Origin of the sequence: Streptomyces sp. NPDC058246, assembly GCF_042881985.1 — a bacterium.
Lineage (GTDB): Bacteria > Actinomycetota > Actinomycetes > Streptomycetales > Streptomycetaceae > Streptomyces.
The window spans coordinates 1-15,041 of the sequence record NZ_JBHVWZ010000038.1; the positions used below are offsets into that span (position 1 = coordinate 1).

General features: G+C 72.3%; 12 protein-coding genes and 1 pseudogene. 9 read left to right on the top strand and 4 right to left on the bottom strand.

The genetic code is table 11. From position 1 onward, the window contains the following. Positions 1–76: 76 nt before the first annotated feature. Positions 77–1,219 (top strand): annotated as a pseudogene (sucB, locus tag ACFVXA_RS35415) (2-oxoglutarate dehydrogenase, E2 component, dihydrolipoamide succinyltransferase); the annotation flags it as partial. Between the two features lie 200 nt (positions 1,220–1,419). Here sucB and ACFVXA_RS35420 read toward each other — a convergent pair. Further along, positions 1,420–2,334, bottom strand: a complete 915-nt coding sequence (locus tag ACFVXA_RS35420) for a hypothetical protein (RefSeq protein WP_390028278.1) — start codon at positions 2,332–2,334, stop codon at positions 1,420–1,422. Positions 2,335–2,611: 277 nt separating this feature from the next. Between ACFVXA_RS35420 and ACFVXA_RS35425 the strand changes: the two genes are divergently transcribed. The 4 genes from ACFVXA_RS35425 to ACFVXA_RS35440 all read left to right on the top strand — a co-directional run bounded on the left by ACFVXA_RS35425 (position 2,612) and on the right by ACFVXA_RS35440 (position 8,076). After that, the gene (locus tag ACFVXA_RS35425; RefSeq protein ID WP_362026331.1) at positions 2,612–3,235 is read left to right on the top strand and encodes a GntR family transcriptional regulator; all 624 of its coding nucleotides are present in this window, start codon (positions 2,612–2,614) and stop codon (positions 3,233–3,235) included. 275 nt (positions 3,236–3,510) lie between these two features. Next, positions 3,511–6,216: a pyruvate dehydrogenase (acetyl-transferring), homodimeric type gene (aceE, locus tag ACFVXA_RS35430; protein WP_362026328.1), complete on the top strand. Its 2,706-nt coding sequence runs from the start codon at positions 3,511–3,513 to the stop codon at positions 6,214–6,216. Positions 6,217–6,433: 217 nt separating this feature from the next. Further along, positions 6,434–7,411: a helix-turn-helix transcriptional regulator gene (locus ACFVXA_RS35435; protein ID WP_390028279.1), complete on the top strand. Its 978-nt coding sequence runs from the start codon at positions 6,434–6,436 to the stop codon at positions 7,409–7,411. Positions 7,412–7,557: 146 nt separating this feature from the next. Then, complete coding sequence (locus ACFVXA_RS35440; RefSeq protein WP_362026349.1) at positions 7,558–8,076, top strand: DUF4240 domain-containing protein; 519 nt, start codon at positions 7,558–7,560, stop codon at positions 8,074–8,076. 123 nt (positions 8,077–8,199) lie between these two features. On the opposite strand, the gene ACFVXA_RS35445 is transcribed toward ACFVXA_RS35440, so the two are convergent. Continuing rightward, entirely contained in the window at positions 8,200–8,442 is a 243-nt protein-coding gene (locus ACFVXA_RS35445) for a hypothetical protein (RefSeq protein WP_362026319.1), read from the bottom strand. Between the two features lie 192 nt (positions 8,443–8,634). Beyond that, complete coding sequence (locus ACFVXA_RS35450) at positions 8,635–9,579, bottom strand: peptidoglycan recognition protein (RefSeq protein ID WP_384026526.1); 945 nt, start codon at positions 9,577–9,579, stop codon at positions 8,635–8,637. Between the two features lie 135 nt (positions 9,580–9,714). Here ACFVXA_RS35450 and ACFVXA_RS35455 point away from each other — a divergent pair, with 135 nt between their 5' ends. Both ACFVXA_RS35455 and ACFVXA_RS35460 read left to right on the top strand, forming a co-directional pair. Next, positions 9,715–10,899 (top strand): MarP family serine protease, encoded by a 1,185-nt coding sequence (locus tag ACFVXA_RS35455; RefSeq protein WP_384026529.1) that lies wholly within the window; start codon positions 9,715–9,717, stop codon positions 10,897–10,899. 142 nt (positions 10,900–11,041) lie between these two features. Continuing rightward, the gene (locus ACFVXA_RS35460; protein WP_362026310.1) at positions 11,042–11,707 is read left to right on the top strand and encodes a TetR family transcriptional regulator; all 666 of its coding nucleotides are present in this window, start codon (positions 11,042–11,044) and stop codon (positions 11,705–11,707) included. A gap of 122 nt (positions 11,708–11,829) precedes the next feature. On the opposite strand, the gene ACFVXA_RS35465 is transcribed toward ACFVXA_RS35460, so the two are convergent. Beyond that, positions 11,830–12,327, bottom strand: a complete 498-nt coding sequence (locus ACFVXA_RS35465) for a GNAT family N-acetyltransferase (RefSeq protein ID WP_383748217.1) — start codon at positions 12,325–12,327, stop codon at positions 11,830–11,832. Positions 12,328–12,389: 62 nt separating this feature from the next. On the opposite strand from ACFVXA_RS35465, the gene ACFVXA_RS35470 reads away from it, so the two are divergent. Together ACFVXA_RS35470 and ACFVXA_RS35475 are read left to right on the top strand one after the other, a co-directional pair. Then, positions 12,390–13,307 carry a TIGR01777 family oxidoreductase gene (locus tag ACFVXA_RS35470; RefSeq protein ID WP_390028280.1) on the top strand — a complete coding sequence of 306 codons (918 nt, stop codon included), beginning with the start codon at positions 12,390–12,392 and terminating at the stop codon, positions 13,305–13,307. 347 nt (positions 13,308–13,654) lie between these two features. Beyond that, a complete protein-coding gene (locus tag ACFVXA_RS35475; protein ID WP_390028281.1) occupies positions 13,655–15,040 on the top strand; it encodes an NAD(P)/FAD-dependent oxidoreductase in 1,386 nt (461 codons plus the stop codon). Position 15,041: the final 1 nt, after the last annotated feature.

Consider the following 15,041-nt stretch of genomic DNA (forward strand, 5'->3'; position numbering starts at 1 on the left):
CTCGACCTGCGTCGGCAGCTCAGATGTGTAAAAGAGACAGGTGCCGCCCCGGCCCGCGCAGCCCGATCTTCACCGGGCCGGTCCGCGCCATGCCCCGGCCGCCCCCGCGGCTCCGGCGCCCGTCGCGCCCGCCGCTCCGGCTCCCGCCCCGGCCGCTCCCGCCGCCCCGGCCGCTGCCGCGCCGGCTCCGGCGCAGCCCGCGGCTCCGGCGCCGGCCGCCCCTGCCGCTCCGGCTCCGGCCCCCGTCACCCCGGCCCCGGCGCCCGCCGCGACCGCCAGTGACGAGGGTGCGTACGTGACCCCGCTGGTGCGCAAGCTCGCCGCCGAGAACGGCGTCGACCTGGCCGCCGTCAAGGGCACCGGCGTCGGCGGTCGTATCCGCAAGCAGGACGTCATCGCCGCCGCCGAGGCCGCGAAGGCCGCCGCTGCCGCTCCGGCTCCGGCCGCTGCCGCCGCTCCGGCCGCCGCGAAGAAGGCCCCGGCCCTGGAGGTCTCTCCCCTCCGCGGCCAGACCGTGAAGATGCCCCGCATCCGCAAGGTCATCGGCGACAACATGGTGAAGGCCCTGCACGAGCAGGCCCAGCTGTCCTCGGTCGTCGAGGTCGACGTCACCCGCCTGATGAAGCTCCGCGGGAAGGCGAAGGACTCCTTCGCGGCCCGCGAGGGCGTCAAGCTCTCCCCGATGCCGTTCTTCGTGAAGGCGGCGGCCCAGGCGCTGAAGGCCCACCCGGCCGTCAACGCCCGGATCAACGTGGACGAGGGCACGATCACCTACTTCGACACCGAGAACGTCGGTATCGCGGTGGACTCCGAGAAGGGCCTGATGACCCCGGTCATCAAGCACGCGGGCGACCTGAACATCGCCGGTATCGCCAAGGCCACCGCCGAGCTGGCGGGCAAGGTCCGGGCGAACAAGATCACCCCGGACGAGCTGTCCGGCGCGACCTTCACCATCTCCAACACCGGCTCGCGCGGCGCGCTCTTCGACACGATCATCGTGCCGCCGAACCAGGTCGCGATCCTGGGCATCGGTGCCACGGTCAAGCGTCCGGCCGTCATCGAGACGGAGGAGGGTACGGTCATCGGCGTCCGCGACATGACGTACCTGACGCTCTCCTACGACCACCGTCTGGTGGACGGCGCCGACGCGGCCCGTTACCTGACCGCGGTCAAGGCGATCCTGGAGGCGGGCGAGTTCGAGGTCGAGCTCGGCCTGTAGTCCTGCCTGCTTGTCGAACGCGAAGCCCCCGTCCGGAACTCCGGACGGGGGCTTCGCGTTTCCCACGGCTTCGGCGTCCGGGCCCGCGCGGCCTCGGCGTCCGGTCCCACGCAGCCTCGGCGTGCGGTCCCACGCGGCTTCGGCGTCCGGTCCCACGCAGCCTCGGCGTCCGGTCCCACGCGGCCCCGGCGTCCCGCTCCTTAGCGTGGCTTGAGCGTCTTGTCCGTCCACAGCACCAACGTCTCCACCCACACATTGGGGATCTCCGTCTGGTACGCGGGCGTCAAGTGCCGTGTCCGGTAGGCCCTGAGGACGTCGTACGTGGCGTCGAGACAGTCACGGGAGCCGAGGTCTCCGGTCTTCGGATCGAAGCCGACGAGGAAACCGCGGCTCTCGACCCTACGGATCATGGCGCGCGCCGAGCCCACATCACTCGTGGACGAGGACGTGCAGCGGTAACGGCTGTACGGGTGCGTGGACTTGCCCGGGTAGTGGGCGTCGCGGGACATGTCGCTCAGCATCTGGGCGTACGTCCCCTCCGCGTGCCACGCGCCGATGTCGCCGCCGGGAGGCGTGTACAGCGCGTTGCTCGGGTTCTCGACCGCCCCGTACTCCCAGCGGTCGGTGCCGGTGACGCGGAAGCCCCAGCCGGTGTGGCCGAACTTCTGCGCGCCGTCAGGCTTGACGAAGACACAGGCGCCCCCGGGCCCGGGCGGCTGCCCGCCCGATCCGGCACCCACCGATCCGGCACCGCCCACTCCGCCGCCCACCGATCCTCCGGCGCCCGAACCTCCACCGACGGATCCCGCTCCCGCCGAACCGGCGCCGACCGAACCCGCACCCGCCGAACCCCCGTCGGCGGGCTCCCCACCGACCGACCCGGAAGCCACCGGCCCGGAACCCACCGACCCCGGAGCAGCCGACCCCGCCCCCGTCCCAGCCCCCGTCGACGTGCTCGTCGACGTGCTCGTCGTCCGCGTGCCGTCGCTCGGCCGTGCCGCCGCGCCCGTGTCCATCGGCCGGCAGCCGGCCGTCATCCCCACGACCGCCGCCGCCGTCGCCGCCACCGCCGCCACGGCCCAGCGCAGCCCTCGCTCTCGTCCCCGACCGCTCATGCCGTCCCCCCGGCGTTCACGGGGTGCCCCGCGCGGGAACCCCTGTGCCGACCTCGACACCGCCGGGGGCCATCGGGTTCGCGGGGTGACACGGACGTGACACCTCCGGGCACCACCCGGTACGGGTCTTTACAGCCGCGGACACTCTGACAGCGTGTAAGTCTCGTCTCACCTGCATGAAAGCGCCCCCGTGCGCCTCTCACCGGCAGGGGCGCGGCCTTATTGTCTAAACGTCAAACGCCCTCGGGGCTCTCATGCCCCTCCCAAAGGAGCCTTCATGACCGCGCCCGTCGTCCACTCGCTGCGCGAACAGATCCGCGAGCACATCGTGGAGGGGATCGTCAGCGGGCGCTGGAAGCCGGGCGAGCGCATCGTGGAGCGGCGGATCGCCACCGAGCTGGAGGTCAGCCAGACCCCGGTGCGGGAGGCGCTGCGCGAGCTGGAGTCACTGCGGCTCATCGAATCGGCGCCGAACAAGGGCGTACGGGTGAGGAACCTGACGGCCGCCGACCTGGAGGAGAGCTACCCCGTACGCGCCGGTCTCGAGGCCATCGCCGCCGAGCTGGCGGCCGAGCGGCTCGCCGAGGACTGCTCGGCCCTGGAGCCGCACGTGGCGGCGCTGTACGAGGCCGACCGGCTGTCGGACGGCACCGGCCAGGTCCGCCACACCGTCGCCTTCCACCGCGAACTCGTCCGCGCCGCGGGCAACTCCGTCCTCCTGCACACCTGGGAGGGGCTCGGCATCGAGGTGTTCACGGCCCTGTCGATCCGCTGGCTGGGGACCGTGCAGCAGTCGTACGCGGAGGAGCACGAGGCCCTCGTGGACGCCTTCCGCCGCCGGGATCCGCTGATCGCCGACCTCGTGAAGGCGCATGTCCTCGGATGCGCGCCGCGCGCGTGACGACAGCCGAGCATGTACGCGCTCACCTGCGAAAATCCCTCGACCGACCTTCGATTCCAAGGCACCCGGTGCCTGGCCTGAAGGCACCGGGTGCCGACTTTCTCGATACCGAGGGGTTTTCCGCTTCAACCCTTTGATCGATCATCGATCAGGGAGTTACAGTCACCGACGGGCTCGAACCAGAGCCCTCCGCCCTGTCCTGCCAAAGACCAAGGGCACCCCCGAAAACCCCTTGCCGATGAGGGAACCCCCCTCCATATCCGGAAGGCGGCGCAATGACCGACCCCACCGCAATCCAGCCGAGCGAGCTCGACCAGCTCCCGGACCGCGACCCCGAGGAGACCGCCGAATGGCAGGCCTCCCTGGACGCCGTCACCAAGGCGGCCGGGCCGCACCGTGCCGCGTACCTGATGCGCCGCACGCTGGAGCGCGCCGAGGGCAACGGCATCGCGCTGCCCAAGCTGCTCGAGACGGACTACGTCAACACCATCCCCACCGCCGCCGAGCCCGTCGTGGACGGCGACGAGGAGATGGAGCGGAAGATCACCGCGTGGAACCGCTGGAACGCGGCCGCGATGGTGACCCGGGGCAGCAAATACGGCGTCGGCGGTCACATCGCCACCTTCGCCTCCGCCGCCTGGCTCTACGAGACCGGCTTCAACCACTTCTTCAAGGGCAAGGAGGGTGACGGGTCCGGCGACCAGCTCTACATCCAGGGCCACGCCTCCCCCGGCATCTACGCCCGCGCCTTCCTCGACGGCCGGCTGACCGAGCAGCACCTCGACCACTTCCGCCAGGAGTCCGGCGGCAACGGTCTGCCGTCGTACCCGCACCCGCGCCGCCTGCCCTGGCTGTGGGAGTTCCCGACGGTGTCGATGGGCCTCGGCCCGCTCTCCGCCATCTACCAGGCGCGCTTCAACCGCTACCTCACCAACCGCGGCATCAAGGACGTCTCCCAGTCCCACGTCTGGGCCTTCCTCGGTGATGGCGAGATGGACGAGCCCGAGTCGACGGCCGCACTCGCGCTGGCTTCCCGCGAGGGTCTGGACAACCTGACCTTCGTCATCAACTGCAACCTGCAGCGCCTCGACGGCCCGGTCCGCGCCAACTTCAAGATCGTGCAGGAGCTGGAGGCCCAGTTCCGCGGCGCCGGCTGGAACGTCATCAAGTCGCTGTGGGGCTCGGCCTGGGACGAGCTGTTCCAGCTCGACACCACGGGCGCGCTCGTACGCCGGCTGCGTCAGGTACCCGACGCGCAGGTGCAGACGTACCAGACCCGCGACGCCGCCTACATCCGCCAGGACTTCTTCGGCGCCGACCCGGCGCTCGCCGAGATGGCGAAGCTGCTGAGCGACGACAAGATCCTCGAGTGTTTCCACCTCTCGCGCGGTGGCCACGAGTCGCGCAAGGTGTACGCGGCCTACAAGGCGGCCGTCGAGCACAAGGGCGCGCCGACGGTCATCCTGGCCCAGACGGTCAAGGGCTTCACGCTCGGCGAGGGCTTCGCGTCCAAGAACGCCAACCACCAGATGAAGAAGCTGACGACGGACGAGTTCAAGCAGATGCGTGACCTGCTCGAACTGCCCATCTCCGACAGCCAGTTCGTCGACGGTGTGGTGCCTTACGGCCACCCGGGCGCCGACTCCCCCGAGGTCCGTTACCTCCAGGAACGCCGCGCGGCCCTCGGCGGCCCCGCTCCCGCCCGCCGTACGCACGCGCTCGCGCCGCTGCCCGCGCCCGCCGACAAGGCGTTCGCGTCCTTCGACAAGGGCTCCGGCTCGCAGAACGTGGCGACGACGATGGCCTTCGTCCGCCTGGTCAAGGACCTGGTCCGCGACAAGCAGACCGGGAAGCGCTGGGTGCCGATCGTCCCCGACGAGGCGCGCACCTTCGGCATGGAGAGCCTCTTCCCCTCCCTCGGCATCTACTCGCCCAAGGGCCAGACGTACGAGCCGGTCGACCGCGACCAGCTGATGTACTACAAGGAGGCCAAGGACGGCCAGATCCTCAACGAGGGGATCACCGAGGCCGGCTCCATGGCGGACTTCATCGCCGCGTCCACCGCGTACTCCACGCACGGTGAGGCGATGATCCCGTTCTACATCTTCTACTCGATGTTCGGCTGGCAGCGCACGGCCGACCAGATGTGGCAGCTCGGCGACCAGCTCGGCCGCGGCTTCCTGGTCGGTGCCACGGCCGGCCGTACGACGCTGACGGGCGAGGGCCTCCAGCACGCTGACGGCCACTCCCCCGTCATCGCCGCGACCAACCCGGCGGCGCTGTCGTACGACCCGGCGTTCGCGTACGAGATCGCGGCGATCGTCAAGGACGGTCTGCGCCGGATGTACGGCGAGTCGGCCCCGGGTGAGGACCCGAACGTCTTCTACTACCTCACCGTCTACAACGAGCCGATGCCGCAGCCCGCGAAGCCGACCGGTCTCGGCATCGACGAGGGCATCGTCAAGGGCCTGTACCGCTTCAACACCGCCGAGTCGGCGGGGGTCGACGTCAAGGCCGCCAACGCGCCGCGCATCCAGCTGCTCGGCTCCGGCACCGCGATCCACTGGGTGCTTCAGGCGCAGCGGCTGCTCGCCGAGGAGTGGGGTGTGGCCGCCGACGTGTGGTCCGCGACCTCCTGGACCGAGCTGCGGCGCGACGCGCTGGAGGCCGACGCGGCGCTGCTGCGCGGCGAGGAGCGCGTGCCGTACGTCCGTCAGGCGCTGCACGGCGCCGAGGGCCCGGTCCTCGCGGTCTCCGACTACATGCGCCAGGTCCCGGACCAGATCGCGCAGTGGGTCGAGCAGGACTACTCCTCGCTCGGTGCGGACGGTTTCGGCCTCTCCGACACCCGCGAGGCGGCCCGCCGCCACTTCGGCGTGGACGCCCAGTCGATCGTCGTCGCGGCGCTGGCGCAGCTCGCCCGCCGCGGTGAGGTCAAGGCGTCGGCGGTGAAGGAGGCGCGGGAGCGCTACGGCCTGTAGGACTGACGGGGCTACAGCCCCCGGCGGACCTGAGGCTCAACTCGGCGAAGGGGTACGGCGACTGCCGTGCCCCTTCGGCGTTCCACCAGGCCCCTCCGGCGTTCGCGCCGTGCCTCTCCGGCGTTCGCGCCGTGCCTCTCCGGCCTTTCTGCCGCGTCCCCCTCAGGTGTCCGTCGTAGGTCTCTGCGTTGTCAGTGGTGCCCTGCATCATGAACCCATGCGTGCTGCCCGCCTGATCAAGATGGTGCTGCTGCTCCAGTCACGGCCGTCGATGACCGCCGCCGAGCTGGCGCGGGAGCTCGAGGTGTCCGAGCGGACCATCACGCGGGACGCGCAGGCGCTCTCCGAGGCGGGGGTCCCGGTGTACGCGGACCGGGGGCGGGCCGGCGGGTACCGCCTGGTCGGGGGGTATCGGACGCGGCTGACGGGGCTGGCCCGGAGTGAGGCGGAGGCGCTGTTCCTGAGCGGAGTGCCCGGGGCGCTGCGCGAGATGGGGCTCGAGGACGCGGCCTCGGCGGCTCGGCTGAAGGTGTCCGCCGCCCTTCTCCCCTCCGTACGGGACGCCTCGCGGGCGGCCGCGCAGCGGTTCCATCTGGACGCGCCGGCCTGGTTCAGCGAGCCCGAGACGCCCGAGCTGCTGCCCGCGGTCGCGGACGCGGTGTGGGACGACCGCCGGATCGTCGCGCGCTACCGGAGGGGTGAGGCGGAGGTCGAACGGTCGCTGGAGCCGTACGGACTCGTGCTCAAGGCGGGGGTCTGGTACGTGTGCGCGCGGGTGCCGGACGCGGAGGCGGGGTCCTTCCGGGTGTACCGGATCGACCGCTTCACCGCGGTCACCCTCGACGAGGAGCGCTTCAGACGGGACGGGGAGTTCGACCTGCCCGGCTTCTGGCGGGAGCGGGCCGACCAGTTCGCCCGGTCCATCCTGCGGGCCGAGGTCGTCGTACGGGTGTCTCCGGACGGTGTGCGACGACTGCCGTACGTGCTTGATCCCGCCTCCGCGGAGGAGGCCCTGGACGCGCCGGGTGCCCCCGACGCCCGGGGGTGGGTGACCGTCACGCTTCCCGTCGAGTCCGAGGAGGTCGCCCACACCCAGCTCTCGGGACTCGGACCGGAGGTGGAGGTGCTCTCCCCGGCGACGCTCCGGGACCGCTTCGCCAGGGACGCGGTCCGGCTGGCGGAGCTCTACCGGTGACCACGGCACAGGCCGGCGGCGTCATCCGTCCGGGCGCCCTTGAAATGCGTACGAACCCGCCGGTTTTACCTTCGGCATGTGCACGCATAACAATCTGCCCCACTCCACGTGCGTCCCTCCCGTCCAGGCCCGATGCTTGACCCGTGATGGACGAGACGGAGTTCTGGGAGCTGGTGGACACGACCCGCGAGGCCGCCGAGGGCGACCCCGAGGAACAGGCCGACCTGCTCGTCGAGCGACTCGTCCAGTCGGACCCCGACGCGGTCCTCGACTTCGCCCGGCACTTCGAGGCCCGTTACAACCGCGCGTACCGCTGGGACCTGTGGGGCGCGGCCTGGGTGCTGCTCGACGGCGCCAGCGACGACGCCTTCGACTTCTTCCGGTGCTGGCTGATCGGCCAGGGCCGGGAGGTCTTCGAGGGCGCGATGCACGACCCGGACTCGCTCGGCGAGCTCCTGGAGGACTTCGACGAGGAGATCGACGGCGACGGCGAGGAGTTGGGCTACGCGGCGGACGAGGCGTACGAGCAGCTCACCGGCACCGTCGCCCCCGACCTCGGCATCCCGCCCGCGGCCGCGGAGCCCGAGGGCACCCCGCTCGACTTCGAGAACGAGTCGGTCATCGCGGAGCGCTACCCCAAACTGTGGGACCGGTTCAGGGGCTGACGGCGCGTGGATGCCGCCGACCCGGCGCGCCACGGTTCACGCCACGGTTCACGCCATCACGGTCGAGGCCACCACGGTTCACGCCGCCACGGCTTAGGTCGCCACGGTCAAGGCCACCACGGTTCACGTCGTGGTGCGTCGGCGGCTGAGGTCCGAGGGGATGTACGCCTGCGTCTGGTCGGCCCGCACGGCGTGGTACATGGGTGCCGCGTTCGCCTGGTCCAGGGCGGACGCCGTGACCGCCGCCGGGCCCAGGACGACGGACACCACCGCGCAGACCACCGTCCACGGACTGCGCGCGGCCTTCGCCCAGCCGGCCGTCCGCTCGGTGGCCGTGCCGTCCGTCCGACTGCTCCTGCCCCTCATGATCCCCACCTCCAGTCAGTGCCTACGACGACGGTAGGACGCCCGGCTCTGGGGATTCTGTGAGTCGCCTGCGGCGGGACTGTGACTGCCCGCCAGGTGGCCGCAACTGCGCCGGAGAGGGCCGGGGGGCGGAGGGGACGGCCGGGACGGAGGGGACAGCCGGGACGGAGGGGACGGCCGGGACAGAAAGGCTCACCGCCCCTGCAGGCGGGCCGCCCGGCTCCGGATGTCCGGGAGGCGGGCCGTGAGGGCGGCGCCGGGGCAGCTGGTCATGAAGGCGACGTCGTGCCCGACCACGGTGGGCAACTCGGCAGCGGCACCGGCCCGGTACCGGCTCAGGTCGTTGCTGGAGACCAGGCGAACCGTGCCCCGCGGATCCACCCCGGACAGCCCCAGCTTCCACGCGGCAAGCGCCGCGATCGCCTCGCTCATCGCCCGCGGCACCGTCGTACCCGCCGTGAACGTACCGATGGCCGCCACCCCGGCCGTCCGATGGTTGAAGCCCTGCGCGTGCGCCCCGGTGACCGGCCGGTCGACCCCGCCCGCGCGGCCCTCGTAGATCGTGCCGCAGCGGTCGACGAGGAAGTTGTAGCCGATGTCGTCCCACTCCTTGGCGCCGGTCTGGCCGGCGTAGAGGTGGCGGATGACGCGCGGCGAGTCGTCGCACTCGTACGCGTTCGGCGAGTCGGTGTGATGGACGAAGATCGCGACGACCCGGTCGTCGTAGCGCGGCGGCGGCTGCGCACGGGTGCTCTTGGCGTCCAGCCATCGTGAGCGCGGCACGATGGGCGGCCGGGCCGCCTGCCTGCCCGCCGCGGCGGGAAGGGCGGCGACCGGCGATCGGCCGGGGCGACCCTTCGCACGGTCCATCGCCCGGTCCACACCGACCGCACAGAGCACCAGCGCCATGACGGCGACGAGCCCGGGCACGCATCCGAGCACCGCGACCACCGCGCGCGGCAACCGCGGCCGCGCCGCACGTCGGCGGCTCCCCGCTCGCTGTTTCGGCGCCCCCCGCGTTTTCCGGAAGACACGCATGGCCCCACCCTCACCCCCCTCCGTGCCATCCGCGATGTGCGCTGTGCCACCCGGTGGAACCATCGTCCCGGTCCGGGACGTTTTTACAGGTCCAGGCATGTGTGGTTCCGAGGTCCAGGCATGTGTTGTTCACAGGTCCAGCCATGTGCGGCCGCTTCCTGGCGGCCGCGCGCGCGTGGCTGATCACTGGGCACGCCCCGCGCGTACTAGGGGGCCCGAGAGAAAGGCGGCTCCGTGGACGTGCTCGACCTCCTGCTGATGCTGGTGATCCTGGTCTACGCGGCGTCGGGCTACCGGCGAGGACTGGTCGCCGGCTGTGTCTCGCTGGCCGGTTTCGTGGGCGGCGCCGTCATCGGCGTATGGGTGCTGCCGTGGATCATGGACCTGGTCACGGCGGGGACCGCGGCGGCCACGGTGGCGGCCGTGCTGACCGTCCTGGTGCCCGCGGTGGTGGGCCACGAGCTGGCGGGACGGCTGGCGCTGAAGCTGCGCCACGAACTGGACCGGGGGCCGCTGCGGGTGGCCGACGGCATCGGCGGGGCCGCGGCGAACACGCTGGCCGTGCTGCTGGTGGCCTGGGTGGCCGCGAGCGTCCTGGGCGCCTCCTCCTCGACCGTGGTCACACAGTCGATCCGTAACTCGGCGCTGCTGGGCGCGGTGCAGAACGCGATGCCGGACACCACGCCCGCCTGGTTCTCGCGGGCGACCTCGGCGCTCACGGAGGCGGGCTTCCCGCAGGTCTTCAACCCGTTCGAGAACGAGCCGACGGCGGGTGTCGCGAAACCCTCGGGAGACAGCGTCACGGCGTCCGCGACGAACGCCGCCAAGCTGAGCACCGTCAAGGTCGAGGGCGCCTCGGGAAACCAGGGACGCGAGGGCAGCGGTTTCGTCTACGCGTCCCGGCATGTGATGACCAACGCCCACGTGGTGGCGGGCATCGACCGGCCGACCGTACGGGTGGGCGGTGTCGGACGCTCGTACGAGGCGCGGGTGGTGCTCTTCGACCCCGAGAGGGACATCGCGGTGCTGTACGTCCCGGGTCTGCGGGCACCCGTTCTGAGCTTCGACGACAGCGCCTCGCGCGGCGACTCGGCGGTCGTGGCGGGCTACCCGCAGGACGGCGGCCTCGACCTCCAGGCGGCCACCGTCGCGAACCGCATCAACGCCACGGGCCAGAACATCTACAACACGGGCACCGTCACCCGCGAGATCTACTCGATCCGCTCCACCGTCCGCCCGGGCAACTCCGGCGGCCCCCTCCTCAGCACCGACGGCAAGGTGTACGGCGTCGTCTTCGCCCGCTCGACCTCGGACAACGAGACGGGTTACGTCCTGACGGCGCACGAGGTCGCCGGCGACGCCCGGCAGGCGGCGAACGCCACGGCACCGGTCGACACGGGCGACCTGGTGACGTCCTAGGCCCGTTCGGGGATTTCGCCGTCGAGATCTTTTCCGGCACCGCAACGGCAGTCGAAACGCGATGCACGGTACGCCGATGTGACGCGTTTTGCCGTCATGGCAAGATGCGTCCCAGCGCCTCTCCCGGGCGTACGCTTTCCCCGTGAGCAGCCAGCCGCCTCCCGCGCCCGAACCCCCCGCCCTCTCCCTGACCGAGCGCCGCAAGGCGGCGACCCAGCTCGACATCGCGCGCGCGGCCGCGGAGCTCTTCACGGCGTACGGTCCGGACGGCACCACGGCGGAGGACATCGCCCGTCGCGCCGGGGTCGCGCTGCGCACCTTCTACCGCTACTTCCGCAACAAGCAGGACGCCGTGGGCCCGTTGCTCGCCGCCGGCGGCGACCGCTGGCGCGCTCTGCTGGCGGCGACGGAGCCGGGTACGGCGGTGCCCGAGGCGCTGGAGAAGGCGGTCGAGGCCGCGCTGTCCGTCCCGGACGAGCACGCGGCGGAGGGCCTGGAGCAGACCCGCGCGCTGCTGCGGGCGGCGGTGGACGACCCGGCGCTGCGGGCCGTCTGGTACCGCGTGAACCAGGAGTCGGAGGAACGGCTGATCCCGGTGGTGGCCCGCCTGGCCGGCCCCGCCGCGGACTCGCTCGAGGCGCGCCTCGCCGCCGCGGCGGCCACGGACGCGATCCGGGTCGCCCTGGAGACCTGGGCGGAGACGGACGCCGCGACCAGGGGCCCGGGGTCACCCGCCGAACTGGCGGTCCGCTGCCTGCGTCAACTCATGGGCGGCATGCGCCCGTTGCTCGCCCCCGGGAAGAACTGAACTGATCTGACGCGGGAGCACTGGTCGCGCAGACGTACCGCTCAGGCGTCAGGCGTCAGGCGTCAGGCGTCAGGCGTCAGGCGTCAGGCGTCAGGCGTCAGGCCAGGAATACCGGATACCGGTCAGAGCGAGCGTCCCATGAATACGTCGTCCACGTACTCCCCGTCGAGCAGGAACTCCTCGCGCAGGATTCCCTCCACCACGAAGCCCTCGGCCTCGTACAGCTTGCGCGCCGGGGTGTTGTGGCCGAGCACGCGCAGCGTGATGCGCCGGGCGCCCTGGCGGCGGCCCTCCTCCAGCGCGGCGCGCAGCAGCGCCCGTCCGACGCCGGCACCGCGCGCCCGGTCGGCGACGGCGAGGCCCAGGATCTGCCGGACGTGCGCGTTGCAGGCGAGCGTGGTCGGAAAGCCCAGCCGGATGTACCCCACCACCTGGCCGTCGAGCTCCGCCACGATGTGGTCCCGCGGACCGAACCGCTCGCTGTAGAAGGGGTCGTACGGCGGCTGGGGGCGCGGCATGACGGCGTGCAGCGTGGACCAGGTGTCGCGGTCGAGCCGGCTGAGCGCCTCCCCGTCGTCGAGAGTGGCGATACGTATGTGCGGAACTGGCATGCGGATCACTGTACGGCGGCCCTGCCCGTCCATGTCCCGCGATTTCCGGGCCGCCCGGGCAGGATGGACCCATGAGCGACTCACCCCTTCCCACCGGTTCCCGCATCGCGATCACCGGCGCGTCCGGCCTGATCGGCTCGGCGCTGACGCGCTCCCTGGCCGCCGATGGACACGAGGTGGTCCGCCTCGTGCGCCGCGCGCCGCGCGCGAAGGACGAGGTCCAGTGGGATCCGGAGGGGGAACGCATCGACGCGGTGGGGCTCGTCGGGTGTGCGGCGGTGGTGAACCTCGCCGGGGCGGGGATCGCTTCGCGGCGCTGGACGGAGCCGTACAAGCGGAAGATCCGGGACAGCCGGGTGCTCGGGACGGCGACACTGGCCGAGGCGTTGGCGTCCCTGGACGAGCCGCCGCGGGTGCTCGTCAACGGGAGTGCGATCGGGTTCTACGGCGATACGGGCGCTCGGGCGGTGGACGAGTCGGCGCCGCCCGGGGACGGGTTCCTGCCCTCCGTGTGTGTGGAGTGGGAGGAGGCGACAGGGCCGGCGCAGGAGGCGGGGATCCGTACCGTCTTCGCCCGTACCGGGCTGGTGGTCGCCCGGGAGGGCGGGGCCTGGGGGAAGCTGTTTCCGCTCTTCAAGGCGGGGGTCGGGGGGCGGATGGGGGACGGGCGGCAGTACTGGAGTTACATCTCGCTGCATGACGAGGTGGCGGCGATCCGGCACCTCATCGACACGGAGTCGGTCTCGGGGCCGGTGAATCTGACGGCCCCCGAGCCGCTCACCAACCGTGAGATCACCGAGGCGATGGGGCGCGTGCTGCGTCGGCCCACCCTCTTCGCCACGCCGGCTCCGCTGCTCCGTCTCGCTCTCGGCGACATGTCCGACGACATCCTCGGCAGCCAGCGCGTCCTGCCCACCCGCCTCCTGGAGTCGGGCTTCACGTTCGCGTTCCCGTCGATCGAGGGGGCGTTGCGGGCCGCCCTCGGCTGACAGAGGTTTCTTCGCCCTGGCCGCCCCTGCCGCCTCTGCCCTCCCCCAAGCTCTCGGCTTCGCTCGAGCAGGGGAACCCCCCTTGTCCCCGAGGGCTGCCGCCCCCAGACCCGAGCAAAAGATCGCGCAGTTCCCCGCGCCCCCATTCAGGGGCGGCGGGGGCGAACAACCCCAAAGGCTCACCCCCAGCGGCCCGCGAGATGCTCCCCCCATGCACCCGTGCACACCCACCGCGCGACTCCCCCCACCCGCCGACACCGGCACACCCTCGACCCGAACTCGGGTATCCCAGAAGCCTGTTGGGGGCATGACGTTCCCACCGGCCGCGCAACCTCGAGGAGGGGTACGTGCTAGAGCCCGCACGCCAAGACGTGGACGTCGTCATCGTGGGAGCCGGAGTGGCCGGCCTCGCCGCCGCCCGGCATCTGGCCAGGGCAGGTCTCACGACGACCGTTCTGGAGGCCGCCCCGAACGTGGGCGGCCGCATGTCCACGGAGAAAGTCGACGGCTTCCGGCTGGACCGAGTGGGCCGGCTCCTGTCCACCTCGTACCCGGAACTGCGCCGCACCCCGGGCCTGGAGGCCCTGACGCTTCGCACGTTCTCCCCGGGCGTCCTGCTCCACAGCGACGGCCACCACCACCGCGCCGCCGCCCCCGCCATCCCCCGGAGCGCAAGGGGCGCACTCAGCACCGCGCGCGCCCTCGCAAGCGCCCCCCGTCTCCCCCGGGCGCTCCCCCGTCCGCTCCCGCTGGCCCGCCCGCAGCGCGGGACCCCACGTCCCGGTCCCCTCGGCGGCCCGCTCGACCAGTCCCGTCTCGCCGCCGCCCTCGGCCGCCTCGCCACCACCCCACCGGACCACCTCCTCGCACGCCCGGACCGTACGGCCGCGCAGGCGTTGACCACCCGGGGGCTCCCGGCGCGCACGGTCGACGGCTTTCTGCGCCCCCTCCTGGCCGCGCTGCTCTGCGACCCGGCCCTTCAGACGTCCAGCCGCTGCGCGGACCTCGCGCTGCACTCGTTCGCGACGGGCCGCCTGTGTCTGCCCGAGGGCGGCGCGGACACGCTCCCGGAGCTCCTCGCGGCCGACCTGCCGCCGGGCACGGTCCACACGGGCGTCCAGGTCACCTCGGTCTCCACCACCACCGTGACGACGCGGGAGCACGGCGAACTCACCTGCCGCGCCATCCTGTTGGCGACCGGTGCGCGCGCCGCGGCCGAGCTGCTGCCGGGTCTGCACGTGCCCGCCTTCCACCCGGTGACGGTCCTGCACCACACCACGGACGAGCCCCCGCTCACCGACCCGGCGCTGCTCCTGGACGCCGACCGCGGCGGCCCGGTGGCCCACACCGCTGTCGTGAGCCAGGTCGATCCCACGCGGGCCCCGGCGGGCCGCGCGCTCATCTCCTCGACCGTGCTCGGCACACCGCCGGCCGCGGCCCACCTGGACGCGGCGGTCCGTGACCAACTGGCCCGCCTGTACGGGACGTCGACGAACCGCTGGGAACTCCTCGCGGTCCACCACACCCCCGAGGCGGTCCCGGCGATGCCGCCGCCGCACGACCTGCGCCGCCCGGTACGGCTGCTGGCGGGCCTGTACGTGTGCGGCGACCACCGGGACACCAGCACGGTCCAGGGCGCCCTCCACTCGGCCCGCCGGGCCGCCCAGGCCCTGCTCGGGGATCTGGGCGCCCAACCGACCCCCTTGACCGAACCCCTGGAGGCCGCGGCCTGAG